Annotated in this window: 15 protein-coding genes; 2 read left to right on the top strand and 13 right to left on the bottom strand. The window is 64.9% G+C overall.

The annotated features are described in order from the left end of the window. Positions 1 to 58: 58 nt before the first annotated feature. The 8 genes from AC3CBN_RS02910 to folE form a co-directional block, all read right to left on the bottom strand. Entirely contained in the window at positions 59 to 712 is a 654-nt protein-coding gene (locus tag AC3CBN_RS02910) for a DsbA family oxidoreductase (RefSeq protein WP_488635325.1), read from the bottom strand. Between the two features lie 122 nt (positions 713 to 834). Further along, positions 835 to 1,341 carry a DUF1993 domain-containing protein gene (locus AC3CBN_RS02905; protein ID WP_488635324.1) on the bottom strand — a complete coding sequence of 169 codons (507 nt, stop codon included), beginning with the start codon at positions 1,339 to 1,341 and terminating at the stop codon, positions 835 to 837. Further along, complete coding sequence (locus tag AC3CBN_RS02900) at positions 1,338 to 2,687, bottom strand: TCR/Tet family MFS transporter (protein WP_488635323.1); 1,350 nt, start codon at positions 2,685 to 2,687, stop codon at positions 1,338 to 1,340. The genes AC3CBN_RS02905 and AC3CBN_RS02900 overlap by 4 nt, the downstream gene beginning before the upstream one ends. Before the next feature lie 272 nt (positions 2,688 to 2,959). After that, entirely contained in the window at positions 2,960 to 3,322 is a 363-nt protein-coding gene (locus tag AC3CBN_RS02895) for an EF-hand domain-containing protein (RefSeq protein ID WP_488635322.1), read from the bottom strand. Beyond that, a complete protein-coding gene (locus tag AC3CBN_RS02890; RefSeq protein WP_488635321.1) occupies positions 3,319 to 6,111 on the bottom strand; it encodes an AAA family ATPase in 2,793 nt (930 codons plus the stop codon). Before AC3CBN_RS02890 ends, AC3CBN_RS02895 begins: the two co-directional genes overlap by 4 nt. Then, positions 6,104 to 6,823: a hypothetical protein gene (locus AC3CBN_RS02885; RefSeq protein ID WP_488635320.1), complete on the bottom strand. Its 720-nt coding sequence runs from the start codon at positions 6,821 to 6,823 to the stop codon at positions 6,104 to 6,106. The genes AC3CBN_RS02890 and AC3CBN_RS02885 overlap by 8 nt, the downstream gene beginning before the upstream one ends. Continuing rightward, a complete protein-coding gene (locus AC3CBN_RS02880; protein WP_488635319.1) occupies positions 6,816 to 8,111 on the bottom strand; it encodes a hypothetical protein in 1,296 nt (431 codons plus the stop codon). Before AC3CBN_RS02880 ends, AC3CBN_RS02885 begins: the two co-directional genes overlap by 8 nt. A 13-nt stretch (positions 8,112 to 8,124) precedes the next feature. Next, on the bottom strand, positions 8,125 to 8,727 hold the full coding sequence (gene folE, locus AC3CBN_RS02875) for a GTP cyclohydrolase I FolE (protein WP_488635318.1): 603 nt from the start codon (positions 8,725 to 8,727) through the stop codon (positions 8,125 to 8,127). A gap of 164 nt (positions 8,728 to 8,891) precedes the next feature. Between folE and AC3CBN_RS02870 the strand changes: the two genes are divergently transcribed. Continuing rightward, positions 8,892 to 9,746 (top strand): energy transducer TonB, encoded by an 855-nt coding sequence (locus tag AC3CBN_RS02870; RefSeq protein WP_488635317.1) that lies wholly within the window; start codon positions 8,892 to 8,894, stop codon positions 9,744 to 9,746. Between the two features lie 19 nt (positions 9,747 to 9,765). Here AC3CBN_RS02870 and AC3CBN_RS02865 read toward each other — a convergent pair whose 3' ends face one another. Both AC3CBN_RS02865 and AC3CBN_RS02860 read right to left on the bottom strand, forming a co-directional pair. Continuing rightward, positions 9,766 to 10,632, bottom strand: a complete 867-nt coding sequence (locus AC3CBN_RS02865; RefSeq protein ID WP_488635316.1) for a class I SAM-dependent methyltransferase — start codon at positions 10,630 to 10,632, stop codon at positions 9,766 to 9,768. 79 nt (positions 10,633 to 10,711) lie between these two features. Beyond that, entirely contained in the window at positions 10,712 to 11,497 is a 786-nt protein-coding gene (locus AC3CBN_RS02860) for a hypothetical protein (RefSeq protein ID WP_488635315.1), read from the bottom strand. Between the two features lie 153 nt (positions 11,498 to 11,650). Here AC3CBN_RS02860 and AC3CBN_RS02855 point away from each other — a divergent pair, with 153 nt between their 5' ends. Then, positions 11,651 to 12,088, top strand: coding sequence for a hypothetical protein (locus AC3CBN_RS02855; RefSeq protein ID WP_488635314.1), 438 nt, complete (start codon positions 11,651 to 11,653; stop codon positions 12,086 to 12,088). Positions 12,089 to 12,117: 29 nt separating this feature from the next. Here AC3CBN_RS02855 and AC3CBN_RS02850 read toward each other — a convergent pair whose 3' ends face one another. The 3 genes from AC3CBN_RS02850 to AC3CBN_RS02840 form a co-directional block, all read right to left on the bottom strand. Beyond that, entirely contained in the window at positions 12,118 to 13,566 is a 1,449-nt protein-coding gene (locus AC3CBN_RS02850; protein ID WP_488635313.1) for a DNA recombination protein RmuC, read from the bottom strand. Positions 13,567 to 13,650: 84 nt separating this feature from the next. Beyond that, positions 13,651 to 14,856, bottom strand: coding sequence for a DUF2252 domain-containing protein (locus tag AC3CBN_RS02845; RefSeq protein ID WP_488635312.1), 1,206 nt, complete (start codon positions 14,854 to 14,856; stop codon positions 13,651 to 13,653). 30 nt (positions 14,857 to 14,886) lie between these two features. Beyond that, positions 14,887 to 16,062: a class I SAM-dependent rRNA methyltransferase gene (locus AC3CBN_RS02840; protein ID WP_488635311.1), complete on the bottom strand. Its 1,176-nt coding sequence runs from the start codon at positions 16,060 to 16,062 to the stop codon at positions 14,887 to 14,889. Positions 16,063 to 16,193 lie beyond the last annotated feature (131 nt).

The following is a 16,193-nucleotide window of genomic DNA, read 5'->3' as shown; positions in this document are numbered from 1 at the left end:
TTTCGCACGTCCGGGTTCTCGGGGCCCGGGAGGGGCCGATCGCGCACCGGCGCGCGGATCAGCCCTCGGCTGCGATGCGGCGCAGGGTGTCCTCGAAAACCTCCACCGGTTGGCCGCCCTGGATCAGATAACGATCGTTGACGATGACCGACGGCACCGCGCGAATGCCCTGCGACTGATAGAACTGCTCCTGCGCCCGCACATCCTGAGCGTAGCGGTCTTCGTCCAGCACGCGGCGCGCTTCGGTCGGGTCCAGCCCGGCCTGGGCTGCGATATCCACCAGCACGTCACGTGAGCTCACGTCGCGACCGTCGGTGAAATAGCCCGCGAGCAGCGCCTGCTTCAATTCGGGCTGACGACCTTCCAGCGAGGCCCAATGCAGCAAGCGGTGAGCATCGAAAGTGTTCACGATGCGGTCGCGCTTGTCCATGTTGAAGGTGAAGCCCAGGTCGGCACCGCGCTGGCGGATCGCTTCGCGGTTTTGCGCCATCTGCTCGGGCGTGCTGCCATATTTGCGAGCCACGTGTTCGATCACGTCCTCACCTTCAGGCGCCATCTGCGGATTTAGCTCGAACGGCTGGAAATGCAGTTGCACGGCCACGTCGTCGCCGAGATTCGCCAGCGCTTTCTCCAGCGATTTCAGGCCGACCGCGCACCATGGGCATACCACGTCGGAGACGAAGTCGATCTTGAGGGGAGTGGGAGCAGTCATGGGGAATCCTTGGCGAGGCGTTGATCCAGCCAAGATGGGGGCAGTGTGGTTTCGATCAACATTTGGGCGAGCACCCGCCCCTCACCCCGACCCTCTCCCCAAGGGGAGAGGGGTTTCAAGCATCAGGGCTTGCCGATGAAATCCGACTTGCCCAGCTCCGCACCTGCCTGGCGCAGGATCGCGTAGGCAGTGGTGCAGTGGAAGAACAGGTTGGGGATCACGAAGTGCAGCAGGTAGCCCGGGCCTTCGAACTGCTGCTCACCGGTGCGCGTCTTGATGGTGACCGTGCGCGTTTCGCTGCCATCGATCTGGTCGACCTTGAAGCCCTTGATGTACTCAATGGCGCGCTCGACACGTGCGTGCAATTCGGCAAAGGTGGTCTCGGTGTCCTCGAACTTCAGCGGATCCACGCCGGCCAGGCGTGCGCAGCCGTTCTTGGCCATGTCGGTGGCGATCTGCACCTGGCGCGTGAGCGGCAGCATGTCAGCGGTCAGGCGTGCCTGCAGCAGCAGGGACGGTTCGTACTTGCGAGCCTCGGCATGCGCCTCGCCCTTGCGCAGCACATGTTGCAGGTTTTGCAGCGCGCGCAGGAAAACAGGGACGGAGGCCTGGTACATCGACAATGTCATGGGGAATGCTCCGGTGGTTCAGTGGGTGTGACGGTGTTCGGAAGGGTGACGACCGATGAAAGCTCGACGGGCATGGCCGCGTCGGCCGGCTGGTCAGCCGATGCGAGGTCGCGCGTGTGCCGCGTCACCTGCAGCGCGATCAGCGCGCCGATCGCCAGCAGCACGGCCGACAACACAAAGGCCAGACCGGGCACGTGGATCGGCGAGCTCGGCGAAATGGAGAACGAGAAGACCTGGGCGAACAAGAACGGGCCAAAAATGCCGGCGAAGCTCGCCAGGCTGCTGATGGCGCCTTGCAGGCGGCCCTGCTCGGTGGGATCGACCTGATGCGTCATCAGCGACTGGATCGGCGGCTGCGAGAGTCCCCACAACGCCATCAGCGGAATGCCCATCAGGAACGCAGCACCACTGCCGGCCAGGCCCATCACCAGGAAGGCGCCGATGCCGCACAACATGCCGCCCAGCATCAGTCGTCGCTCGCCGAATTTCGGCGCCAGTCGGCGAGTGAGCACGGCTTGTACGAAGCCATCGCACGCACCCACCAGCATCAGCACGTAGCCCACGGCCTGCGGCCCCCAGCCATAGCGGTAATCCGCGTACAGCACGAAGGTGGTCTGCAGCACGTAGTGCGCCAGGTACACCAGGAACATCACCACCGCCAGCTCAAGCACCAGTGGATAGCGCCGCAGCAGCTTCAGCGAGCCTAGCGGGTGCGCACTGTGCATTTCGAAGCGCGGCGTGCGGCGCTCCTTCGGCAGCGATTCGGGCAGCACAAACAAGCCGTACAGGAAATTGCAGGCGGCCAGCACCGCTGCTACCCAGAACGGCAGACGCAGGTCGTAGTGGCCCAGGAGGCCGCCGACGCCAGGGCCGATGATGAAGCCCAGCCCGAAAGCGCTGCCGAGGATGCCGTAGGCAGCGGAGCGCTTCTCCTTGGGAGTGATGTCGGCGATGTAGGCATTGGCCGTGGTGAAACTGGCCGCCGTCATGCCCAACAGCACGCGCGCCACGAACAGCATCCACAGTGTCGGCGCCAGTGCCAGCAGCACGAAATTGAGCGACAGCCCCGCATTGGAAATCAGGATGACGGGCCGACGACCGAAACGGTCCGACAGCGCTCCCTGCACGGGCGAGAAAGCGAACTGCACGGCCGCAAACACCGTGCTGAACACGCCTACCCACCACGCAGCGTTGGAGATGCCGCCGCCGGCCAGCTGTTCGATCAGATGCGGCAACACCGGGATGACGATGCCGAAGGCCAGCATGTCCAGCACGACGGTGATGTAGATCAGCGCCAGCGCAGCACGGCGGCGGGGATGAATCTCGGTGGGGGCTGGCTGGTCCATGGACGTGGCTGGCGGTGAAGCGTGCACGATAGCCGATTGTGTGTGACCGGGTATGTGCAGTGCAGTAGAGCGTGGGGCTGCGAGCCCTTCTTCCTCTCCCCTTTGAGGAGAGGACCGAGGTGAGCCACCTAAAGGTGGTAAAGGGCGGGTGCTTGCGAAAACGTGACAAAAGAGAGCCGCATCAACGACACATGAGGCTAGATTGACCCTCACCCCAACCCACTCTCCCACAGGGACTACCTACGGGTCGCCCGCAGGGGAGAGGGAGTCATTCAGCCCTGCGGCGGTTGCGTCAACTCACGCGCATCAAGATAACCATCGTGATTGCGGTCCAGCTTGTTGAACTGCCGTCGCAGGTTGTCCTGGAACGTCTTGAGCGTGATGGGCTTGCCATGTCCGCCGGGCAATTCGTCCACTTCCAGCACGCCGTCGCCGTTCTGGTCCAGGCGGTAGAAGCCTGCGCTCAGGTGCGCAACATATTCCGATTCGCTCACACGGCCATCGTGGTCGGTGTCGAACTCACGCAGGTACTCGGCGGGCGTGCTCTGCGCGTGCACAGCAAGCGGCCACAGGAGCAGGTTGGCCAGCATCGCCCCGCGCAGCGCGGATCGCGACGATGGCCGGCGCCCCATCATGCGGCCTCGGTACGCCGGCGAAGCACTGCGAGCGGCTGCGCCCAAGTGGCGCCGGGGCGGCGCTTGCTGGTCACCAGGGTGAGGTCGCTGGGTTGGAACACGTTGATGTTGTGCGTGGCTGGGGTGGTAAGAATGTACTGGGCGCGGGTCGACTTGAGGAAGGCGCCGACCTTGTCGATGTTGAAGATATCCAGGTGCGCGAACGGCTCGTCGATGAATACGAAGCCGCCGGGGCGATCCTCGTCGCGCATCAGCGCCACCAGCAACAGCAGCGACTTCATCACCTGCTGGCCGCCGGAAGCTTCGCCGTCGTCCATGCCGATCCAGCCCTTCTTGTCGAATTCGAAGCGCACCTGCAGGCCGGCCTGCGCGAGCGCCAGGTCTTCGTTCGACAGTTCGGGCAGATCCACTTCCACGCCAATGCCGGCCAGCTCGGCCAGGAGCTTCAAGTTGCGCGCGTAACGCTTGACGGTGTTGCGCAAGACATTGAGGTAGGCCGCACGCGCCTCGGAGGTGATGCGCCCGGCGCGCTCCAGATGCACGCGGCGACGCTGCAGGTCGCCCCTCAGGCCGTCGTGGTCGTTGGCGTATTTGTCGCGCAGCGGCAGGCAGCCGTCGTCGGTTTCCCAGTGGCCTTCGTTGAGGCGGCGTTCGATGCGATCGATCTCACGACGAACCGCTGCGGGCGATTCGTAGCGCTCGCGCAGCTCGGACATGGCGCGGCGACTGCGATGCGCGGGACGCACATGACCGCGCTTGTGACGGAATGCCTTGAGACGATCGACCTGCTCGTTGCGGAACTGGCTGAACTGGCGCGCGCTGTCGGCCAACTGCTGCTGCACCTGCTTGTGATCACGCGCCTCGTTGTCGCGCAGGCGCGAGTTTTGCTGGCGTTTTTCGCGCACGGATTCGTAATGCGACTCGGCGGCGGCGTAGCTATCCGCGCAGCGCTGCACGTCGTCCTGCAACGCTGACTGCGCTTCATGCGCGGCAGCAAACTCATCGGCACGGTCCGCCAGCTGGCCGCTGGCATTGGCGCCGCGCAAAAGGCTCTCTGCATCGGCGGCCTGCTGTTGCCATTGCTTGCGCTGCTCGGTGAACGTGCGCAGCTGTTGCTCGATCGACTGCAGCCGCGCCTCGCCCTCGCGCAGCTGGCGCTCGCGGGCGGCGCTGCCGAAATAGACGTCGTCCACGCCCAGGTGACGACCGCCGCGACGTTCGCGGAAGTAACCCTGCGGCGTGATCCAGTCCTGCTCCTTGCCAAGCTTGGCACCGTCGGCCACATCCTCTACGCGACGGATACGGTCGAGCTGACGCAGCAGCCACTCCGGCGCGGGCGCGGTGAAATCCACCACTTCCAGCAACGAACCCCGCGTCGGTGACGTGGTGGGCGCACGCTCGGCGACTACGAAATGCTTGTAACGATGTTGCTCACCCAGGCGCCATGCGGCTTCGCGGTCGCGCGGATGATCGAGCAGCACCACGTGACGATAGCCGGCCAGCACGGCTTCGACGGCGGCCTGCCAGCGCGGCTCGGCAATCTCCACGATCTCGCTGAGCATGCTGTGACCGATGCCCGCGTCGTCCAGTGCGCGTCGGAATGACTGCTCGAACTCAGGCGTATAACGCTGCCCACGACGCCACGCACCAAGCTGCGCGGTAAGCGTGGTCAACTGGTCACGCAGGCGTGCTTCCTCGTTCTGCAAACGGCCAAGCTGGCTGCGCGCATCGACAAGCAGCTTGCCTTGCTTCTCGTGATCGGCGCCGTCCTGCTCGGCTACCAGTTTGCGCAGGTGTTGTTCCTGCTTGAGCAGCGTGGCGTTCTCGGTCTCGGCGCGGCGCGCATCATCCAATTGTTGTTTGGCTTGTTGACGCGACTGGTCCGCCGCTTGCTGTTCGCCACGCAGCTGCTCTTCGTTGACGTCGAGCGATTGCAGGCGAAGCTGCAGTTCCACGTCGCGCTGCGAAAGATCACGACACTTGCGCTTCAACCCCAGCAGCTGCGGGCGTGCGCCGCGGATGGCCGCATGCAGTTCCGCCAGCTCGGTGCGTGGCAGCGTCTCGGCAACCAGGTCGGTGTGCTCGTGCTTGAGCGCGTCCCACTCCTGCCATGAGCGCACACGCCCTTCGGCTTCCTGCAAGCTCACGCCGATCAGCGAGAGCTGGTGTTCCAGCCCGTGCAGCTCGCGGTCGGCCTCGCCCTGTTCGTTGCGAGCGCGCTGGTAGTCTTCCAGCACGGTCTTGTCGCCGAACACGTCGAACACCAGGTCCAACAGTGCCTTGGGCGGCAGCTGGCACAGTTTGTCGGTGGCACCCTGTTCCAGCGTGAGCACGCGGCGAATTGCCTGGGACAGGCCTGCGCCTTCAAGGCGAACACGGTATTCGCGCAGGCCCAGCCAGTCGCCGCGCGCCTCGATCTCGTCCACGCTGACGTCGCCGCCAAGTACGGCGTACTGGCGCTGCCATTCGCCGCCCTTCTTCTGGATGCGCAAGGCCAGCGTCACTTCGCTGTCCATGATCGGGAAGAACGGACGCTCGCCGCGCGGCCCCGGGATATTGCCGACGCGTGCGCGCAGCCAGGCGAACGGCTTGCCGTTGTGGCGCAGATAACTCTTGTAGTCGCGGTTGCCGGCGCAGTCGATGGTGAGCAACGTGCGCAGCGCATCGAGCAGGGTGGTCTTGCCCGATCCATTGGGGCCCACCACGGTGACGATGTTGGTATCCAACGGCAGGCTGAAGCGCTGCCAGTAGTCCCAATGGATGACTTCGAGGCTGCGGAAATCAAACATCGTGGGTCACTTCGCTTTCTTCGAGTTCGTCGGTGTCGTCGTAGAGCGGCTCGTCGTCACGCTCGTTGTCTTCGTCGCGTGGCGTGAGGCCGGCGAGCAGGTCGCCCAGCGCGCCATCGAGAATGCGCCGCGCCGTGCGCTCGTAATCGAACACCAGGTCCAGCAGCGGACCCTCCGCCAACTCGCCCTTGCGGCGCGCGATGAAGCCGTGGCGGCTGAGCACACCGAGGTTGAAGTTCACGCGCGTCTTGCCGCCCAGCTTGTCGCCGAAGTCAGCTAGCAGCGTACGTTCGGCGACCACGGGCGACATCGCCGGATCGCGCGAGATCGGCTTGGCTTCGGCAAACATCTGCTTCTGCGAGGCATCCGCCTCGGCCTGCTGACGGTCCAGTTGGCGCTGGCGCTTGGGCAGCACGATCAGCGCCCACAGCACCACCAGCAGGGCGACCGCATCGCGGTCGAGCTGCAGCGTGTTGGAGATCCAGCTATCGCTGCCGCCGAACACGTGGCGCTCGTTGCTGCGCGCCACCGCCACGCCGATATAGGCGGAGTACGGATGTTCCCTCAGCTCCAGCCCGACAGCGGCGAGCCGACGGTCGAGTTCCTCGCGAAAGACTTCGTCGAGCAATGCCTTGCGCGCCTGTGTGTCGTCGCGCGGCAGCCATCGCTGCGAGAGCAGGCGAGCGACCAGCGCTGCAGTTTCGTCATGCATGGGGTATTTCCTTGGGATGCAGGCGGCCCACGCTGACCAGCGCGATCGCCGCCAGGCCCGGATCGACCAGGCGCGGTTCGATTTCCAGCTTCAGCGGCAGTCGCGCCAGGTCGGCGGTCGGGCCCTGCAGTGCGGAGGATTCGGGATCGCCAAGCAGACCCAGCAGCGACAGGCGATAGGCGCTCAGCGCGTAGTCGTCGCCGCGCAGCGCATCGCTCAGTTCCAGCGGCCCGCTGAGCGATGCCAGCTCGCTTTGCCAGTCCAGCAGTGGCGACAGGTCTTCTTCGTCCATCGGCAGGTCGTGTGTGGTCGGCGTGCTTTCCGTCGCCGGCAGCTCAGTGCTTTCCGCCGCCGCGCGTTCGCGTTCGAGCAGTTCGTATTCGGCCACGTCCAGCGCGATCTGGTCCTGCAGGAAGGGCGGCTGCAGCGGCAACAAGTGTGCTTCGTCGGCGTGCTTCGCGAGCGCGTCGGGCGTCAGCGAGCGCAACCACGCGACGAGGTCGGACGAAGACAGGCCCGTGCGTCCCAGATGCACACGATGCTGGTCGATCTTGTTGAGCTCGCGCTGGAACACGCCGGCCTGCCGCAGCAGCGCACTCTGCGCGCGGCCCACGGCTTGCGCGAGGCGATGCGTTGCCGAGTCCAGCTCTTCGCTGTCGGCGATGGTGCGCACTACCTCGGTGCCTTTCTCCACCCACGTCCACACCGATTCCAGTCTGGTGGCGGCGCGGCGGATGCGGTGTTCCGAGCCGGACAGCACCGCGCGGTCGAAGTCTTCCTTCAGTTCCGACAGGCGCGACAGCAGATGGCCAAGCTCGTCGGCGGAGATGCGGCCCACGGCCTGGCCCGCCGCTAGCTGCGCGGTGATGTAACCCAGACCGTCTTCGTCGTCACGTTCAAATTCCAGCAGCGTGGCGACGGCAGCGAGCGCCTTGCGGCCCAACGGGCTGACCCGGTAGCGCAGCGTTTCGCTGTCCCAGGTGAGCAGCTCGTGTTCTTTCAGACGCTGCACCACGGTTTCCAGCTTTACCGGCTCGACGAAAGCGAGCTGCTCGCGAATCTCGGCGGGCGTCCATTCGGGTGCGTGGGCGCGTGCCCCCAGCGTGCGCAACACCAACAGGCGCAGCAACACCTGTGCTTCGCTGCCATGGAACAGGGCGTTGAACGCGCGCAGCAGAGTGCGGCCGCGCAGCAACGGGAACACCGCCGGGAGATCTTCGGCGGTGATGCCTTCGCGCAGTACATCTTGCAGACGTTCGTCGGCGCCCGCGCTATCGACCGGCAACATCAAACCCGTGCGCTCAGCGACCGGCGCCGTGGATGCCGATGAACTGCAGGAACTCCGAGCGGGTGCGTGCGTCGTCGCGGAACGCGCCCAGCATCTGGCTGGTGATCATCGATACACCGCGCTTGTGTACGCCGCGCGTGGTCATGCATTCGTGGCTGGCATCGATCACCACCGCCACACCGGCCGGCTGCAGGTTTTCCTGGATGCACTGGGCGATCTGCGCAGTGAGCTTTTCCTGCACCTGGAAGCGGCGCGCATAGGCGTCCACCACCCGGGCCAGCTTGCTGATGCCCACCACGCGGTTGGTCGGCAGGTAGCCCACGTGGGCGCGGCCGATGATCGGCGCCATGTGGTGTTCGCAATGGCTTTCGAACTCGATATCGCGTAGCACCACCATCTCGTCGTAGCCGGCCACTTCCTCGAAGGTGCGGCGCAGGTACTCGCCCGGGTCCACCTGGTAACCGGAGAACCAGTCACGGTAGGCCTTGACCACGCGCTTGGGGGTGTCCAGCAGGCCTTCGCGGCCCGGATCCTCGCCCGACCAGCGCAACAGCACACGTACGGCTTCTTCGGCCTGTTCGCGGGTGACTTCGGTCGGATCGTGACGCTCGCTCATGCGGGTTCCTTCGGGTACTACGGCACAGACTCGCCAGTGTAACGCCCTCGTCAAGCCCTGGGCCGCTTGACGGGCCTGTCCGGGCTGCAGGCCCGGCAGCTGTCCCCGCTTACCCGTGACATCGGGTCTCGGTAGACTCTGCCCCAGGTCAACGGGGGGCGACTATGAAGCTTGGGATCGCAGTCTGGCTTTGCGTGCTGTTGGGTGGTGCCATCGGATCGGCGAACGCCGAGGATGTACGAAAGACTGCCGAGGCCAGCATGCTGGTAACCGGTGTCGTGGACATAAACCCCGATGGCAGCCTGCATGGCTTTAGCCTTGACCAGCCGGAGAAGCTTCCCGCGCCGGTAGTCGATGTGATCAACAAGAACATGTCGCGCTGGACCTTCAAGCTCTCGTCGCCATCGAATGACGTGGTCAAGAGCAAGATGAGTCTGCGCATCCTGGCCAAGCCGGCTGGGGATGGTAAGTACAGCGTCAATGTCGCCGGTGCATCCTTCGGCGAAGACGACAGTCAGACCGGTGAAGCCGTGACCTTCAAATCGCGTACACCGCAGCCGCGCTATCCGGAGCTGGCGGTGAAATCTCGCGTGAGCGGCACCGTTTACCTGCTGATGCGGATTGGTCGTGACGGCACGGTGCAAGAAGCGATCGCCGAGCAGGTCAACCTGGAGCAGTACGCCACAAAATCCGACATGAACCGGTTCCGCAAGGTATTGGCTGATGCTTCACTCGCCGCTGCCAAGCAGTGGATCTATAACTTGCCCACCCACGGGCGAGCGATCAATGACCCGTACTGGGTGGTTCGTGTGCCGGTGAATTTCAACCTCCTTGAGGCAGGTAAGCCGATCAAGGACCGCCACTATGGAGCGTGGGACGGCTACATACCCGGCCCGCGTCAGAACGCGCCGTGGGTGAGCCCGATCCTGCTGAGCGAGGCTCCCGATGCCGTGCCTGATGGCGCCCTGCACACCGGGAATTCGGCGGTACAACTCACCACCGCGCTCGGCGGCAGCTGAGTGCGTCAGGCACTCGCCTTCATGCCGGCATCGACTGGAACAAGGTAATTCGATCGGTCTCTTGTGGGCCGATCAGCGTCAGCCAAGGCTCCTTGGCAACGAGAGCCGTGCATGGACCGAGCGTGGCGATCCGGATAGGTCGCCGGTTAGCTTCGTGTCTCAGCATTTGCAGCACAGTGTGCAGGATGCCGCCGCTGAATGGCGTATAGAGATAGAACAGCGTGCCGCGGGAGAAATCGGCATCGCGAACGTCCTGTGCGATGAACTCCACGTTGTCCAGCCGCAATGCCTGGGCGCATTGGCATGCACTTTCGGCGTAGACGGTCTCGCGCTCGATGCCGATGCAGCGGGCGCCGCTGAGAATTGATACCAGTAGCGGCACATGGCCCATGCCTGAGCCGAGATCGACGAGTACGTCCGTACTGTCGATGGCGGCTCGCTCGATCATGTCGAACACATGGCGTGCCGGCGTGGGTTGGTAGAACACCATTTCCGCATCCAGTTCGGCGATGGCTGTGGTGGGTTCTTCGAACGACAGCACGTCGCCGACCAGGGCATCGAGATGGTCGTAACCGTGCGGGTGAGCGAGATCGCTTCGACGCGCCCATCCGCGCAGCGCGTGTGTACCCGCACCCTGCATGATCGCCTGGCGGATGGCCTGGCACAGCTGACGCTGGATATCGGCGAGCGTCGCGTGACGTGAGTGCGCACGCTGACGCAGCAGTGCATCGCCAGCGGTTTCATCGGTTGGTGGCGGACACGGCAGCTCCAACAACAGATCCTCGAGTCGATCCATCGCGTGGACGCGCTCGCGCAGCCTTTCGGGCTGTTCCAGCGAGTCGTCCTGTTCGATATCGCAGATCAGGGCCTGCAAGGCATCCAACATGGCGGGGCGATTCCGTTGAGGTATACGACGCATGCTGCCATGCGCCGTCCTGCCGGGTCTTGAACGTACTGCGCACAAGTCAGCGGGGATCGGGAACAAAATGGCTGGGGAACGGGTCGGGTCGGGTCGTTGGCAAGCGCTCGGCTTCGGGAATCACTCCCTGTGCGATCAGCCGTTCGCGGGTGTCGTAATACAGCGTGATCACTTCGTCCGGCGCGGATGAGGCGCGTTCGAAGTCGGTGTAACTCACCACGGAGGTTTCCCGCGGACCATGCCCGGTACCCAGCGGGCCGCTCTCCTGCGCACTTGCCTTGGCTGCCGGCGCCGCTGCGGCCAGCGACGAGGGCGCAGGAACCATGCGATCGACCGCGCCTTCGGCGGTGGGTGCGGGAGCGATCGGCATCACCGGCCGGGGCCGTGGACGCGGCCGGAATATGGCCATGCCGATGACGCCGACATTGTCCGGCCGCCCCGTGCGCGCCGCATAACTGCGCGATGCGTCGGCGAACACGAAGTCCGCAACCTCGGAGAGGCTCTTGCGCCAGCCGCGTATATCGCTTGAGGTATACGCGGAAAGTACGTAGCCGGTTTGCGACCAGTCGGCCGTATCGCCCGAGAGCACATTCACGCCATCGACCGACAGCACGCTGAGTACGCGGCCACCCTCCTGGCTGCGCAGCCCGATCTGGTAACGATGACCCGGTTGCCCGGCGACGTAGTAACGGCCTTCGTAGCGATAGACCGGCAGTTCCTGCCGCGTCGTGCGGTCATAGACGCTCAGATCCACCAGGCGGCCAACAGCACCAGCCTGCATGCTGGCTGCCAGTCCGGCCAGGCCCAGGAGTACGGTGAGAGAGAGTTTCATGCGACGGCTCCGACACGCATCGCCAACCGATGCATGAGATGGAACGTCGCTCGTCACCGAATGGGGTTACTCGCGCCCGGTGCTACGTGGCCGCCAGAGCTCAAGCTTTTTGCCGGTCGGCCGAGTTGGAAGAGAGAGCCAGGAGCCATTGGCGTGAATGTGGGAAGCGCAACCCTCAGTTCTGCCGTACCGGTGCCTACCGCCGGATCGGCTACGTCGTCGCAGGCCAGCGACAGCAACAGCACTACCGGGACCACTCACGTGTCGGTGGCGGTGGCGGGCGCCGGAAAAAATCAGGGCAGCGGCGGCAGCTCCGATACAAGTGCGAGCGGCGCAGATGTCGCCGTGCAGGCGCTCGTTCGCCTTATCGCCCAGTTGCAGAAGCAGCTCGCACAGCAACAGCAGGTCCTGCACGCCGCAATGGCCCAGAGCAAGAGCAACGACACGGGGAGCATGGCGGTGGTTCAAGGCTTGCAGTCGGCGGTTGCCACGACTTCGGGGCAGTTGGAAGCGGCGGTTACCGAACTCGCCGTGGCGATGACAGCAAACGGCGGCACCGGCAGCGGGGCTCTGGTTAGCGCCTCAGCGTAAGGCGGTGTTTGTGGCGCAAGCCTGCGCTATCAGACTTCGAGGTCTTCCTCGCCACTATCCTCATTCGCCGGCAGCGTATCGCCCAACAGGCGAGTGGCATCGTCGGTGGACAGGGACTCCACGCCGCGCAGTCGGCGCTCGATGGTGCGCGTTTTCTTGCCGGCATCGCCAATGCTCTTGCTCACGGTGTTGAGCTGGCGCTCGGCCTTCTCCAGGATGCTGGCGAATTTGCCGAACTCGCTCTTCACCGCGCCCAGCAACTGCCATACCTCGCTGGAGCGCTGCTGGATCGCCAGCGTGCGGAAACCCATCTGCAGGCTGTTGAGCAGCGCGCTGAGCGTGGTTGGGCCCGCCACCGTTACGCGGAAATCGTGCTGCAGCGCTTCGAACAGGCCCGGGCGACGCAGCACTTCGGCGTACAGGCCCTCGGTGGGCAGGAACAGGATGGCGAAGTCGGTGGTGTGCGGCGGTGCCACGTATTTGCTGCGGATGGTTTTTGCTTCTTCGCGCACGCGGCGCTCCAGCGCGACCGCGGCAAGGTTGGCGGCATCGGCATCGGCGCGCTCCTGCGCATCGAGCAGGCGTTCGTAATCCTCGCGCGGAAACTTCGCATCCACCGGCAGCCACACCGGATGGTCACGATCGGCACCCGGCAGGCGGATGGCGAACTCCACGCGGTCACCGGAACCGGGCACGGTTGCCACGTTGGATTCGTACTGGTCCGGCGTGAGCATCTGCTCCAGCAACGCACCCAGCTGCACCTCGCCAAGGATGCCGCGCGTCTTCACATTGGAGAGCACGCGCTTGAGGTCGCCTACGCCAGCGGCAAGGCTCTGCATTTCGCCCAGGCCGCGCTGCACCGCTTCAAGGCGCTCTGAGACCAGCTTGAACGATTGGCCCAGGCGCGTTTCCAGTGTGGTTTGCAGCTTTTCCTCGACCGTGGCGCGCATCTGTTCCAGCTTGGCCGCGTTGTCCTGCTGGATCGCGCCGAGCTTGGTTTCCAGCGTGGCTCGCACTTCGTTGAGGCGCTTCTCGTTGTCTGCAGTAAGCGCGGCCAGGCCCTGTTGCTGCTGTTCGCCGAAGCGGTTGAGCGTGAGCGTGAGTTCCTCGCGGCTGCGGCGTGCGTCTTCTGTAAGACGCTGGGCGAGCGATTGCAGGCCGGTATCGGTGCGCTCGGTGAGCACATCCAGGCGTTGTCCGAACTGGCCGATACGTTCTTGTTGCTGCGCACTCATGCCGCCGAGCTGTTCCTGCACCAGCGAGCGGAACTGTCCAAGCGTCTGCACCATCTCGCCGCGACCGGCGCGCTGCTCTTGCGCCAGCTCCTCGCGCAGATGACGGTTGTCGTCCTTCAGTGAGTCCAGTCGCGCCGTGAGGCCGCCGTCGTCGCGCTGACGTAGCAGGTTCATCACTTGCAGTGCGATCACCACCAGTACGGCGACGACGAGCACGATCAACAGGATTTCAGTCACGGACATGGCGGTTCCCGGCGGCACTGGCCGGCAAGTGTACGCGCCCTCGTCTCAGAAGCCGGGATTCCCACGTAATGCCGCGAGCGTGCATCACTCCCGGAACGCGCCCTGGTCGTAGCCCTTGCAGTAGGTCTTCCAGTCGCGTCGCACCTGCTTGGTACAGTCCTTGGCCAGCTCCTGCAGTTGTGCCGGCCAACGGCGTTTTTCGCCGAATTCGATCAACTGGTCCGTGGTGGCGGAACCTTGTCGGCCACTGCTGCGCAGCTGGGCCCAGGCCACCAGTTTGCCCATGGTTTCCAGCACGCCTTCCAGGCGCTCCAGCTTGCCGTCCCAGTCGGTCAGTGCGAGACGATCCTCGGTGGGCTGCAGGCCGCGCAGTACATAGGACTTGCGCCCCATGGTCACGGCACGGAAGAAGGCCGGGCAGATCGCCTGCATGTGCTGTTGCACCGTCACCACGCGCTCGGCCTCGTTTTGCCAATCGGGCTGACGGATGCCTGCGTGGGCTACCAGCGAAGAGGGCAGTGCCTGCTTGAGGTCGAGCAGGTAATTGCCATCGGGCGAACCCTTGCCCTCGACCAGTACGGCGTAACGGTCGACACCGAGGCTGCCGGTGCCGGCAATGCGCCGCGCCACGTCGATAACTTGGTAGAAGTCCTGTTTGAACTCTTCCTTCGCACCAATCTCCTTGACCAGCGTGGTGACCCTGTCGCGCTGCCTGTCGGTGACCGGCAGCGCGCGCCGTCCATCTATACGCAAGGTGCGATGCTTGCCCTTCCGCTCGGTGCGGCTGTCCAGAAAATGCGGGCGCAAGCGGCCGCGCAGACCCCCCAGCAGGTCGCCAACCATACCGGTGGCCATGTCGCGCTCGATCCAGCGCGCCTTGCCGGCTCGCAGCGCGGTTGCATAGATGTCCAGGAAGTGCTGACAGAGGTGGTCCGCCTGTGCGGCGCTCAGCTGCAGGCTGGCCGCGGCCATGTGCACGCTGGTGAGCAGGCGCACCAGTTCCCAGGTGCACGGCGCGAGCGCCCCTTCGTCGAAGTCGTTGAGATCGAAATAGACGAGGCGGTTGTCGCCCTTGTAGCTCCCCATGTTCTCCAGGTGCAGGTCGCCGCACACCCAGACCGACGGTGCCTTGGCCAGTGCCTTGGTGGCCGGCAATTGCGCGTAGAACAAGTGGCACGTGCCGCGCAGGAACGTGAACGGGTCGTGGCGCATGGCCGTGAACTTGCGTTGCAGGCGCTCGGGATCGCGCTTGGTGTTGTAGCTGCGGATGGAATCGACGACATCGATCATGTCACGCCCTCCACAAGGCAAAAGAAGCGGTTACATCACGCGGCAGAACACCGCCTTCAGATAACGACCTTCCGGCACATCGCTGCGGAACGGATGGTCGGCGCCGGCGCCGGCCGTGTGCAGCACCTGAATTTCGCGCCCGGCATTGAGCGCCACGCGACGCAGCATTTCCAGAAAATCTTCTTCGCTGACCAGACCGGTGCATGAGCAGGTCAACAACAGGCCACCCGGCGGAATCACGTCGAGCGCGAGGCGGTTCATGGCGAAGTACTTCTTCAGCGCGTCCATCACCTTGTTGCGGTCGCGAGTGAGCTTGGCCGGGTCCAGGATCACCGCATCGTACTGCTCGCCGCGCGCAACAGCGTTACGCAGCCAGTCGAAGATGTCGCCCTGCTCGAACACTGCCGGCACGTCGTTGGCGGCAGCGTTGGCGCGGGCGATCTCCAGGATGCCCGGGTCCATGTCCACGCCCACGGCCTCGCGCGCGCCGGCGGCCAGCGCGTGCACGGCGAAACCACCGGCGTTGCAGCACAGGTCCAGCACGCGGCGGCCCTTGGCCAGCCTCGCGAAGTGGTGGCGGTTCTCGCGCTGGTCGGCGAAAAAGCCGGTCTTGTGGCCGTAGCCCGGCGCGGCGTGGAAGCGCAGGCCATGCTCGTGCACTTCCACCGGCGCTGGTGCGTCGGCGGCGCGGCAATCGAACGATTCCTGCTTCTGCACATGGGTCTCGGCGAACCAGTACAGCCGTGAGCCGGGAAAATGGCGCAGCAATGCCGCATGGATGGCTTCACGGAAACGCCACATGCCGGCGGCGAAGTATTCGATCACCAGGATGTCCGCGTAGCGGTCCACCACCAGACCGGAGAGTCCGTCACCCTCGCTGTTCACCACACGCCAGGCGTCGCTCACGCGATCGAGCTGCAGCAGCTCCTGGCGCAGCGCAATGGCGCGGTCGATGCGGGCGGCGATCCAGTCTGCGTCGATGGCTTCGGTCGGGTCCGCGGTGAGCAGGCGCAGCGCGATGCGCGCATGGCCGTTCCAGAACCCGCGACCGACGAAGCGGCCCTTGGCGTCCTCCACATCCACCACGCTGCCGGGTGGCAGGCGGTTTTCCGGCTTCTGCACCTGCGCGGACCACACCCAGGGGTGGCCAGGGGCGCGGTCGGACTTGAGGCGGATGACGGGGAGGGAGGATTCGAGGGTATTCATCCGCCCAATGATAGCTGCTGCGCGGCATGGGCCGGTTTTTTTGCAGGGGCGCACCCTGTCCGCGACAAACCGGCAGGAATGCCTGTTTGCGCAGCGCAGCTGCCCGCAGGGCGAGGTCCAAGAATGGCCCG

This window comes from Dyella sp. OK584, assembly GCF_057787755.1.
This window is presented reverse-complemented; position numbering and strand designations above follow the sequence as displayed.